The organism is Leptolyngbya iicbica LK (assembly GCF_004212215.1).
GTDB lineage: Bacteria > Cyanobacteriota > Cyanobacteriia > Phormidesmidales > Phormidesmidaceae > Halomicronema > Halomicronema iicbica.
In genome coordinates, this window is the sequence record NZ_QVFV01000012.1 from 76,405 (window position 1) to 87,872 (window position 11,468).

Below are 11,468 nucleotides of genomic sequence, written 5' to 3' on the forward strand. Positions count from 1 at the left end.
CAGCGATCGTGCAATCATCTTGTGGGCAGGATTGCTAAAGGTACATGCGGCTCCAACCGCTGGTGCGTAACTGCTCAAGCTGCACAATCAAGTAACGCTGCTCAGTTTGTAGCCAGCCTTCTGCTTTGAACTCTTTGAGTAAACGCGTGACCGTCACTCGGGTGGTGCCAATCGCCGTGGCTAGTTGGTGATGGGTCAAGCGCACCGGAATTCGCACCCCACCGGGCTCGACTTGTCCGAACTCATGGGCAATTAATAGCAGCAATTGACGGAGGCGATCGCCGACTAATCGCTGCCCCGCGATCGCCAGCCACGCTTCTGACTGTTGCAGCCGTCGCATCAAATGACGACAAATTCCTGCTAGCAATAGGGGAGATGCTTCCACTTCCGCCGTCGGTAACGGTAAGACATCCACATCGGTCAGAGCGGTGGCCCAAAAGGGATCCACAATCGTAAAAGGTAAGCCAATAGGCATCGACGGCCCCGCCAAGCCCAACAGCGTTTCACTGCCATCGGGTTGAATGGTGTAAAGCTGCACCACCCCTCGACAGACAATCAGCACTTCGCTCATCTTTAAGGGCATCGTGCGCCCGGCCGCATACGGCGTTAGCGTTCGTTCTCGGTAGAGCTGCTCTAACACTGCCACAAAACCATCCTGAGATGACAGATGCTGAGCAGTGTGGGGGCGCAAAGAGGAGTTGACAGACACAGCTGATTGACCTGAGAACAATAGTTAAATATCCGCCGATGACCACTGTTAGCTTGGGCGGGCGCTGGGCGATCGCCTTACCCCAAAACTGCCATTGGGTACACCTTGCCTAAATATTTCTATCTGTCATGGTCAGCAATCATGCTTAAGGGCAGGCGAATCTGTGTTTAACAGCGGGTTAACATTTCATCAAAGATAGAGAACTGCGGTTGGGGGCGATTCTCGCCCGATAGGAATGAGTGCTCTATGGCGTCAAAATGCTGGCTGATATCTGTGCTCCGGACCTCATCAGCTCATGGTTGGTTGCTTGCCAACCAACAGCAGTGCTACAGCGGTGCCTGCACGGCGGCTCCTTCATTTTGCGGATGGTTGATGGCTGTCCCAATCGCGATCGCCTCCATTGATGCAGCCTCATAGGGACGCAAGAGTGCGGTCAACTCGCCCCGGTTGTAATGGGTCGGGTCTAGCCAAACGTCATAAGCGGCTGAGGGCAAAATCACCGGCATCCGATGATGAATCGGCGCCATTAACGTATTCGCCGCAGTCGTCAAAATCGTGCAAGAGAAGTGCAGCTCATCGGTTTGGGGCGATCGCCAACGTTCCCATAAGCCTGCAAAGGCAAACAGCGATCGCGCTTTGAGCCGAATCAGGTGCGGCTGCTTAGCTTGCCCCTTGGGAGCCTGCTGCCATTCGTAAAACCCATCTGCCACAATCAAACACCGCCGTCGCTGAAAGGCATCGCGAAAGGCGGGTTTATCCGCAACGGTTTCTGACCGAGCATTGATCAGCTTGTTGCCAATTTGAACATCTTTGCTCCACCCGGGCACTAAGCCCCAGCGCTTGGCATGATGCAGGCGATCGCCAGTACGGCGTGACTGCACAATCACCGAAATATCCTGGCTAGGCGCAATGTTGTATCGCGGGGAGAGTTCCGGCACTGCTGCAAGTTGAAACGTCTGAGCAACATCTGCCCCGGCATGAGTTTGAGCAAATCGCCCACACATTGCGTAATTCCAATCTCAATTTCCGCCTGCTCTAAACGTTGCCCGTTTCTCAACCCTAAGCTTGGAGAGCTGTTTGCTGCTGGGCCATTTCGTTTCGCAAGTTGGCCGTCATTTCAGTCAGCCCGGACTCAAACACTTCGAAAAAATAAGGTTGTAGCGGGCCCATACTGGCCTTAGCCTCAATCTTTTGTACAAGCAGGGTTGCGTCGGCTTGATTGGGTCCGCTGACGGGTGAAAGCTCCCAAGTCCCGTTCATTTCATCCAGCGTACCGTCCACCATGCGGTATTCAATCCGCTCCTGGGGATACTCGATGTTCTCGGTCACGATTTTGACGCGGATGGGCAAAATGCCGACTTTGCGGCTGTCTTTCCGCTCAACCAGTACACAATTGTCGCGTCTTTCCAGCACGCGGCTAGCCTTGACCGAAGGCAAGAAATCGGGAAAGCGTTCGTAATTAGTCAGAACGTCCCACACTACTGACGCGGGCGCGGGCACTAGTGATAGCACCGTGTAGGTTCCCTCACTGCCGAGCATCACGACCTCCCCGGCCTGCAGAGCTTGCTGCTGCTCGGGAGCCAAATCGAGGGTTAACTGGTCGAGGGAAGACGTGAGAGACATAAGATATGAACTAAATACTTGTACCTTCATCGTAACGAATTATTGCATGGTTAGTTTCTCGGATGTTCAATCCGCCTACGTAGATTTCCCGACTCAGGTGCAGAGCCTCATGCTAAGCACGGTCACTCCTGAAGGGCAACCGCAGGCCAGCTACACCCCATTTGTGATGGGTCGCGATCGCACCTTCTACATTTTTGTCAGTGGTCTTTCTAGCCATACTCAAAATCTGCAAAAGACTTCTCAAGCAGGCATCCTACTCATCGAAGATGAAGCTCAAGCGCAACAAATTTTTGCTCGGCGACGTTTGATGTACGACTGTGATGTCACCTTGATCGAACGTCACGATCCCCAATGGGCCAACCTGGCAGATCAGTTTAAGCGGCGATTTGGCAACCTGATTGATATGTTGCGGCAGTTGCCTGATTTTCAAATTTTTCAACTCGCACCCAGTGGTGGCCGTTTTGTCGTGGGCTTTGGGGCGGCCTATGAGGTCAACCCCGACAATCTGGAACAGTTGATGCCCACCGAAAATTAATCCTTCGCCCCCGCCTGAGGTTGCTGGCTGAGCAGCCACGTTAGGGGGCTTACGCTCCGGGCCGACGGCGGTTTTGGCAAGCTGGATATCAGCTTGCTACCCAGCGGGAACCACCAGGTGACAATCGCTCAACCCATCCTTTTCGAACTGCTCTCCTCACCTTCCGGAAACTGTGTAGAAGGCTTATGGGTTCTGGTACAAGTGTTAAAGTTTTCTCCAAACATTCTGCGCAGGACAGCGTTTAGGTGTAGCTTTGAGAAGTTAAATTTGGCTCACACGCCAAGCTCCAAACCCTTACACACTAATTTTTCTGCCTCATATGATCACGCTGATTTAATTGAGCGCAAATGGGGCAAACTATTGTGAACATTAGCCCAAAATACTTTTATGACTGCTGAAAAAACTTTCGCCAGCGCGGCTGCCTCCCCCCTTGCGGCGACCGCCCTCAAATTAGTAGGTGTCGTCACTATCCTGTCAGCACTCCTCGATTTTCTAGTGCTGTTGATTCCCCCTAATTTTTTAGATGCGCAATGGCAACTGAATGCGACGACTCAAATCGTGGATCGAGGCATTGTGCCGTTAGTTGGGATTTCCCTACTTTTAGCAGGCTATTGGATTGACCGCAGTGCTGGGACTGCGAGATCCAGCGGTAATCTGCTGACCGATCTCCGATTCTGGGCTTGTGTGGTGTCCAGCATTTTGGGCCTCGTCTTCCTGTTGCTGACTTTCTTGCATGTGAACAATGTGCGCATTACGGCTCAAGAAGCTCTGGCGCAGGTCGCGCGAGAAGCTAATCAAGCCCGCGAAGAGTTGGGCCAGCGACTGGAAGGCGAGCTCAATCAACAGTTGAGCCAGCTTGAAGTCTTGTTTCAGGATGAAGCGCTGTTGGATCAAGCGATCGCAGCCGGGCAATTACCAGAAGAGATTCAACAATTTCAAGGCAACCCTGATGGCTTGAATGAGTTTTTGTCAGAGCGAGCGGGACAAGCGGCCCAAGAGATTGAGACCGAAATCGGCACTCGTCAGGAAGACGCGCGCGCACGAGTCCGGCAAGAGGCGATTAAATCTGCTGCGCGAATTTCAATCAGCAGCTTTTTGATGTCGATCGCTTACATCGTGATTGGTTGGACGGGGCTTCGTCGCCTCATGAGCATGGGGGGTGCTTAGGCGATACTATAGCCGCCTGCATCCGCGTACGGAATCTTTATTTCACACATCATAGGCCCGGTAGATGGCAGGATTAATCTGTCATTTGCCGGGCTTTTGGCTGGTATCACTGGCTCACTGCCGGGCAGCTTGAGGCCGGAGAAATCGGCCGCTTAGTTGCAAAATCTTCTGCTTTCGAGACAGGATGATTGTCAAGGGATGTCGGCATCTTGGAAAAGCCGCATCCAGGAGCCTAAAATTTTGCGAAAACTGCCGTCCTTGCCTTTTTCAGTCAAATTTGCGTACGGTACTGGAGAACTGGCAGCGGCAGTACCCTCGAGCCTATCTGCCTTTTTCCTGCTGTACTTTTTTACGGATGTCGCAGGGATGACCCCAGCGCTGGCCGGGGGCGTCCTCATGTTTGGCCGGCTATGGGATGCCATCAACGATCCGCTGATTGGCTGGCTTAGCGATCGCACGCGATCGCCCCTCGGTCGTCGCTATCCTTGGATGCTGGCAGGGGTCGTGCCCCTGTCGATTTGCTTCATTCTGTTGTGGACGGTGCCCCCAGTCGAAACTCAATGGGGATTGTTCACTTATTACGCGCTCTTGTCACTGTTTGCCTTTGCGTCGCTCACTTCCGTCCAACTGCCCTATACGGCCCTTGCGGCAGAGCTCTCAGATGATTATGACGAGCGTACGGCTCTCATCGGTATGAAGTCAGCCTTCAGCATTGGCGGCAGCATTCTTGGCTTGGTGATGGCGCAAATCGTCTTCGATCGCATTAGTGACCCCGAGGCGCAGTATCACCTTCTGGGGCGACTGTCGGCGAGTCTAGCCGTGTTTATGATCGTGTTTTGTGTGGTCGGCACCTATCGCCGCTACTGGCAGGTCCAGGCTCACCGCGATCGCTCCCGCGCGCATCCGGCCACGACTTCCCTATTCGTAGAAATTCGCAGTGTGTTTCGGAACTCAGCGTTTCGTAAAATTCTCGGCCTTTATCTCTGTGGTTGGATTGGTATTCAACTCACGGCAGTGATGCTGCCCTACTTTGTTGGAGCCTGGATGGGACTGCCAGAAAGTCACTTTGCGCGTATGGCTCTGACCGTTCAGGGCACCGCGATCGCCATGGTCGTCGTGTGGGAGCGCGTTGCTAAATTCAGCGATAAGCGAACCATTTTTTTGTTAGGCGCCCCCCTGGCAATTTTTGCGTTGACCGCGCTGCTGACACTACAACCCGGCAATGTGACCATGATGTATCTGCTGGGCATGTTTGCGGGAATGGGGGTCGCCACGCTTTACATGGTCCCATTTTCCATGTTGCCCGACGTCGTCGACCTCGACGAGTTAGAAACCGGGTTACGCCGCGAAGGGCTGTATTTCAGTGCGGTTGTCTTTCTCCAAAAAGTGGGGATTGCGATCGCCCTGTTCGCCTCCGGTAGTCTGCTCGATTTGACCGGATTCGTCGCCAATGCCGCCAATCAGCCAGATTTGGCCCTTTGGACAATTCGTCTGCTGATTGGCCCCTTGCCAGCAATATTGCTGTTGGGTAGTGTTTGGTTTGCCTATCGCTATCCCATCAGCCGCGATCGCCATCAACAGATTTTGTTGGCACTGGCCGAGCGACGACCACCAGAGCATCCGACTCCGCCTGCCTCCATCGCGAGCAAGTCAAGTTAAAGTCAGTGGCCTGGAGACTGGGGATGGCGAGTTCCTGTTGAGTAACTGATCCCCATTCACAGCAGCCCACTTGGTCGATATGCCGAAGATGATCCCTTGGCAAAGCGTCTGCAAACGGTAAGATAGAAAAGCTGTAGTCTCGGCAAAGTCTTGTGAGCAACGTCCGCACTGTATCTGACACCAAACGCGCCTTTTACGAAAACTTTGACCGCCCAGTTACGTCGGTATATCGCCGCGTGATTGAAGAACTCATGGTGGAGATGCATCTCCTGTCGGTGAGTGGTGACTTTGTCTACGACCCCATTTATGCGTTGGGCATCGTGACGACCTACGACACCTTTATGGAAGGTTATCGCCCCGAAGGTGATGTCGAACCGATTTTCGTGGCTCTGTGTAAATCCGTAGAGTCCACCCCAGAGCAATATCGCAACGATGCCCAACACGCTCTGAGCACTGTCGAGGGTATGTCGCTCGACGACCTTAAGTCACTTTTAGGCAACTTATCTGAAGCCAATGCCGAAGGTCTTGCGACAATTTTAAAGGGAGTCGCTGAGCGCGATCGCTTCAAATATAGCCGGGCTTTTGGCATTGGCTTTTATACTCTCACCGCCAAGATTGACGCTGATTTAATTCAAGACAAAGAGTCACTGATGGCCTTTATGAAAGAGGCCGCCGAAGCACTTGGCATCTCTTTCGACAAGCTCCAAAAAGATATCGAGCTTTATCGCAGTAATCTAGACAAGATGGTGCAAGCCAAGGCACTCATGGCAGAAGTGCTAGAAGCAGAACGGAAAAAGCGCGAAGAACGGGCGCAAGCAAAAGCTGAAAAAGAGCAGGCGACTAGTTCGCCAGAGTCAGCCGATGTAACCTCAGAAGAAGTTGCTGCTGAACCCGTTGCGACGCCTGCTGCAGAAACTGACGAGCAGTCTCCGTCTGCTTAGTCGTCTTACAGCGGATGTTGACCGGCGGGCAAAACGTTTGGCTAGTGCATTCATGCTGCCACGGCTGAAGAATCGGCATTCCTCAACCGCGACATGAGTTGGTTGCAGAGCCCGATGCTGGCGATGCTTAGCGTTAGGCTCTGCTGATGCATTAAGTCGAAAATCATGATGTTTCAACTGCTGGGTGCTCCTCAATATTGAGCAACAGTGGGGGTCGTTGCGGGATTAGGCGTCTGCGGTTGCGATCGCAATTGCCCCATAACCGCCGCAATCTGTTCCAACGCCGTATCAATGTCGGCTTGGTCAACCATCAGGTTAGTAACGGCTCGCAAAGTGTGGGCAGCGGTAGGTAAGACGCCGACGCCGACGGCTGCTAACTCGTTGGCCAAGACCGTTGCCGGTAGAGTGGGCGGAGTGTGGAAATACACTAGATTTGTAACCACTGTGTCAAGGTCAACACTGATGCCGTCGATAGCCTGTAACCCTTGAGCCAATCTTTGGGCATGGGCATGATCATCAGTTAGGCGATCTCGTTGGTGTTTAAGGGCATAGAGCGCTCCGGCGGCAATAATGCCTGCTTGGCGCATGCCGCCACCAAACATTTTGCGAAACCGTCGCGCTCGCTGCATCAATTCCTTAGAACCAACTAGAGCTGAACCGACCGGGGCACCTAACCCCTTCGAAAAGCATACGCTCACAGTGTCAAAGGGGTTTGCATACTCGGCTTCCGTAATTCCAGTGGCGATACAGGCATTCCAAAAGCGGGCGCCGTCGAGATGCAGTCGCAGATTATTCGCTTGACACACTTGAGCGATCGCCCGAATTTCTGATAACGGAAATATACTGCCGCCGCCACGGTTGTGAGTGTTTTCCAAACAGACAAGCTTGGTGCGAGGGTAGTGTTCATTCCAGGGGCGCAGGGCGGCTTGTAGATCAGCGGCAGTAAAGATGCCGCGATCGCCCGTAATGAGCTTGCACATGACCCCAGACAGCGCTGCCGGACCGCCCGCCTCATAAAAATAAATGTGCGCCTGGCTTTCCAGAATAATTTCATCGCCGGGTTCAGTGTGAATGCGCAGTGCGACTTGATTAGTCATCGTGCCTGAGGGCATGTATACGGCGGCTTCTTTGCCGAGCAGTTCGGCTACGGTTTCTTCTAATTCGTTGACAGTCGGGTCATCGCCCAGGACATCATCGCCGACCGGGGCATCGGCGATCACTTGGCGCATGGCGGGCGTAGGCTGAGTCACAGTATCGCTACGTAAATCAATCATCATCAAGTATTGAGTCCACTATTTGGTGATGGCGCAATGCCTATTTGTGTATGGCTAGCGGGGACGACCTAATGAGCCCGGTTGCTGTTTAGGCATTACTGCTTGAAGCCAAAAAAACAAAAACAGCGAGAAGCGATCGCTCCTCGCTGTTAAATTAACGCAGATAAAGCATCTTCAAGATGGATTAGGATGCCGCAGCACGTTCCTTAGCTTCTTTGATGACCACTTCAGCAACATTGCTGGGACAAGGTGCATAGTGAGAGAACGTCATCGAAAACTGGCCACGGCCTGAGGTCATTGTGCGCAAGTCACCAATGTAGCCAAACATCTCACTCAAGGGAGCTTCTGCTTTAATGCGTACCCCAGTCGGGCCGGTGTCTTGGCCTAAAATCATGCCTCGGCGGCGGTTAAGGTCGCCAATAACATCCCCCATATAATCATCTGGGGTAAAGACATCGACCTTCATGATGGGTTCGAGTAATTGCAGGCCTGCCTTAGGCAGCGATTGTCTGTAAGCAGCTTTTGCGGCAATTTCAAAGGCGATCGCTGACGAGTCAACCGGGTGAAAACCGCCATCATTCAGGGTTACTTTCAGGTCAACCACAGGGAAGCCTGCCAGGGGGCCTTTCTCAACGCTCGTCTCAAATCCTTTCTGCACTGCAGGCCAGAATTCGCGAGGCACGTTACCGCCAGTCACCTTAGACTCAAACTCAAAGCCTGTGCCGGTTTCAGCCGGTTCAATGGTGTAATCAATCTTCGCAAATTGACCTGAACCACCGGATTGCTTTTTATGGGTGTAGCTATCGCTAAAGACCTTAGTGATGGCTTCACGATAGGCAACCTGAGGCTTACCCACTTCAACCTCAACCCCATGGGTGCGCTTCAGAATGTCAACCTTAATATCCAAGTGCAGTTCACCCATCCCTTTCATGATGGTTTCGCCGCTTTCTTGGTCGGTTTCAACGTAGAAGGAGGGATCTTCCTGAACCATCTTGCTCAGGGCCATCCCCATCTTTTCGTTATCACCTTTCTTCTTCGGCTCTACTGCCACAGAAATGACTGGTTCTGGAAACACCATGGGTTCCAAGGTTGCCGGATCTTTTGGATCACAGAGCGTATGACCAGTCTGAACGTTCTTCAGACCCACAAGCGCCACAATGTCCCCAGCTTGAGCAGACTCAATCTCTTCGCGAGAGTTGGCGTGCATTTCGACGATGCGCCCAACTCGCTCTGTCTTACCCGTCGCCGTATCCAAGACCGTGTCGCCTTTGTTGATGACGCCTGAGTAAATTCGAGTAAAGGTCAAGGAGCCAAAGCGATCGTCCATAATCTTGAAGGCTAGCGATCGGAAAGGCTTCTCTGGATCAACGTAGGCAAACTTGCCAGTCTCGTTACCTTCCAGATCAATTTCCGGCTGTGGCGGAACCTCGTTGGGTGCTGGTAAATAATCAACCACTGCGTCTAGCACATTTTGTACGCCTTTGTTCTTGAAAGACGATCCACAGAATGTTGGGAAGAATGCCAAGTTGCGGGTTCCTTTACGGATGCACTGCTTGATTTCGTCGATGGTGACTTCCTCACCTTCGAGATACTTCATCAAGATTTCTTCATCTTGCTCAACCGCAAGCTCAACCATCGCTTCGCGATACTCTTCTACCTGTTCCTTCATGTCTTCAGGAATGTCGGTGATTTCGTAGTTTTCGGGCAAGCCACTATCATCCCAAACCCAGGCTTTGCGAGTTAGGAGATCAACAACGCCCACAAAGTCACTTTCGGTACCAATCGGCAGCACCATCACTAAAGGTGTTGCGGCTAGCACTTCTTCCACTTGTTTAACGACGCGATAAAAATCGGCACCGGTTCTGTCTAGCTTATTGACGTAAATCAGCCGTGCCACTTTGGAGTCGTTAGCATAGCGCCAGTTCGTTTCTGACTGGGGTTCCACCCCACCAGATCCGCAAAAGACGCCCACGCCGCCATCTAACACTTTCAGGGAACGATAGACTTCAATCGTAAAGTCAACGTGCCCTGGCGTATCGATAATGTTGAGTTGGCAATCCTTCCAAAAGCAAGACGTGGCGGCAGACTGAATTGTGATGCCGCGCTCTTGCTCCTGCTCCATGAAGTCTGTAGTTGCCGCACCTTCATGTACCTCACCAATCTTGTGGATTTTGCCCGTGAGCTTCAAAATCCGCTCAGTAGTAGTGGTTTTACCAGCATCCACGTGGGCAAAAATGCCAATGTTGCGATATCGCGTAAGGTCCTTTTTCATAACTGCTCTCTAGATTTCTGTGCGACAAACCATTAATGACGACTATTTATGATGATAGTCGTCTGCAAGGTATCTTTGCTGCCTCAATAGAGGGGCGTTTGCACTCTGGCTGTCAGAACATACCCACGCTAACTTCAAAAAATGGCAGCATTGCTAATTGTAAAGTGTCATGACCGAAATATGTAAGTCCCCACGATAGGTTGTTTTGCTCAGACACCGTCTCTCGCTCATTGACGAGCATTTTTGATCTAACAAGCCTTAGTCATCCAGAAGTCCAAGTTCTAGTGCTCTTTAAGTCTGAGCAACTTACGCCGTCTGACACTACCGGGGAGAGGTGCTTTGCTACTCTCTCGCATTTAATATGGAAGAGGTTAATCAGTGAAGCCATTGTCTTTAAAGCGTTGTAGAGACGTGCTGAGGACTGTCTGCTGCAAGAAGCCTAAGCGGCTGCTTAGGCTTCTTTTGCGTAATGAGCTTTAACTAATCACCGCCGTGAACTGGACAGCGATCATCCACTAGCAGGTTAATTATTTAGATGGTTTCGTCAGCTCTAGGAGCAGCCCCCATCGGTTCTACGGCGTTTCTTAATAGTGTGATCTGAGCTTCAAAATCCAGCGTCTCGATCGCTGCTAGCAATTCTTGTCCTTGCTGACTGAATTCGTAATTGTCAGGCATGGCGATAATCTCACCGCGATCCATACCAATAGCTAGAGCATACCAAAAGGCCAGTTTAGTGTTTGTACTCAAAGAACCGTACTCACGACTGATGAGGTTGTTGGGATCTTTGTGAGCGATCGCCCTCATCGCAGCTAGTTGATCTTGTTTGGACTGCTGCTTCACTTGCTCATACAACCCTTCGGCAATTTTCGCTGCTGCCGCCCCTGGTGCAGCAGGGGTAATCGACTGGCCCATTTTTCGATAGACAAACCACAACCAAGCGAGTTGATCATCAACGCTCAATCCGCGAAAAATTTTGCAAGCTTTCTCAAGATTATTGACGGCATTAGAAAAAGTCGTCATTCAAGAAATCCTCTGTTGCTCCATAAACAAGCATGAACCAAGAGCTACTGAGTCAGTTACTGTGAATCAGCACACAAAGTACAAGTTGTTCTTATGACAAGGATCACTTAATTCCAAGACTTTTGACATCCTGCCCCCGCCAGAAAAACTCTCTCTCATTCGAGAGAGATGATTATCCGCAAAGTACAGGGACAAAACTATGGCGGTGAAAGCTGCAAGCTAACCGTGGTCGGGATTTGACAAATCGAGGAGCGAGGCGGTGAGCTAG

10 protein-coding genes are annotated in these 11,468 nt (G+C 51.8%); 4 read left to right on the forward strand and 6 right to left on the reverse strand.

Annotated elements, in window-relative coordinates; genetic code table 11:
• Positions 1–34: 34 nt before the first annotated feature.
• From DYY88_RS23335 to DYY88_RS23345, 3 genes are all read right to left on the reverse strand, one after another.
• The gene (locus tag DYY88_RS23335; protein WP_242517666.1) at positions 35–709 is read right to left on the reverse strand and encodes a Crp/Fnr family transcriptional regulator; all 675 of its coding nucleotides are present in this window, start codon (positions 707–709) and stop codon (positions 35–37) included.
• 326 nt (positions 710–1,035) lie between these two features.
• Complete coding sequence (locus tag DYY88_RS23340) at positions 1,036–1,713, reverse strand: SOS response-associated peptidase (RefSeq protein ID WP_039727315.1); 678 nt, start codon at positions 1,711–1,713, stop codon at positions 1,036–1,038.
• Positions 1,714–1,768: 55 nt separating this feature from the next.
• Positions 1,769–2,332: an SRPBCC family protein gene (locus DYY88_RS23345; RefSeq protein WP_039727316.1), complete on the reverse strand. Its 564-nt coding sequence runs from the start codon at positions 2,330–2,332 to the stop codon at positions 1,769–1,771.
• 46 nt (positions 2,333–2,378) lie between these two features.
• Here DYY88_RS23345 and DYY88_RS23350 point away from each other — a divergent pair, with 46 nt between their 5' ends.
• From DYY88_RS23350 to psb29, 4 genes are all read left to right on the forward strand, one after another.
• Positions 2,379–2,867: a HugZ family pyridoxamine 5'-phosphate oxidase gene (locus DYY88_RS23350; RefSeq protein WP_039727318.1), complete on the forward strand. Its 489-nt coding sequence runs from the start codon at positions 2,379–2,381 to the stop codon at positions 2,865–2,867.
• A 387-nt stretch (positions 2,868–3,254) separates the two neighbouring features.
• Positions 3,255–4,034: a hormogonium polysaccharide biosynthesis protein HpsJ gene (gene hpsJ-B, locus DYY88_RS23355; protein ID WP_039727319.1), complete on the forward strand. Its 780-nt coding sequence runs from the start codon at positions 3,255–3,257 to the stop codon at positions 4,032–4,034.
• Between the two features lie 240 nt (positions 4,035–4,274).
• Positions 4,275–5,693, forward strand: a complete 1,419-nt coding sequence (locus tag DYY88_RS23360; RefSeq protein WP_242517667.1) for an MFS transporter — start codon at positions 4,275–4,277, stop codon at positions 5,691–5,693.
• Between the two features lie 152 nt (positions 5,694–5,845).
• Complete coding sequence (psb29, locus tag DYY88_RS23365) at positions 5,846–6,634, forward strand: photosystem II biogenesis protein Psp29 (protein WP_039727320.1); 789 nt, start codon at positions 5,846–5,848, stop codon at positions 6,632–6,634.
• Between the two features lie 191 nt (positions 6,635–6,825).
• Here psb29 and DYY88_RS23370 read toward each other — a convergent pair whose 3' ends face one another.
• The 3 genes from DYY88_RS23370 to DYY88_RS23380 all read right to left on the reverse strand — a co-directional run bounded on the left by DYY88_RS23370 (position 6,826) and on the right by DYY88_RS23380 (position 11,200).
• Positions 6,826–7,911: a threonine aldolase family protein gene (locus DYY88_RS23370; protein WP_201279014.1), complete on the reverse strand. Its 1,086-nt coding sequence runs from the start codon at positions 7,909–7,911 to the stop codon at positions 6,826–6,828.
• 181 nt (positions 7,912–8,092) lie between these two features.
• Positions 8,093–10,180, reverse strand: coding sequence for an elongation factor G (gene fusA / locus DYY88_RS23375; RefSeq protein ID WP_039727321.1), 2,088 nt, complete (start codon positions 10,178–10,180; stop codon positions 8,093–8,095).
• A gap of 531 nt (positions 10,181–10,711) precedes the next feature.
• On the reverse strand, positions 10,712–11,200 hold the full coding sequence (locus tag DYY88_RS23380; protein WP_039727322.1) for an orange carotenoid protein N-terminal domain-containing protein: 489 nt from the start codon (positions 11,198–11,200) through the stop codon (positions 10,712–10,714).
• Positions 11,201–11,468: the final 268 nt, after the last annotated feature.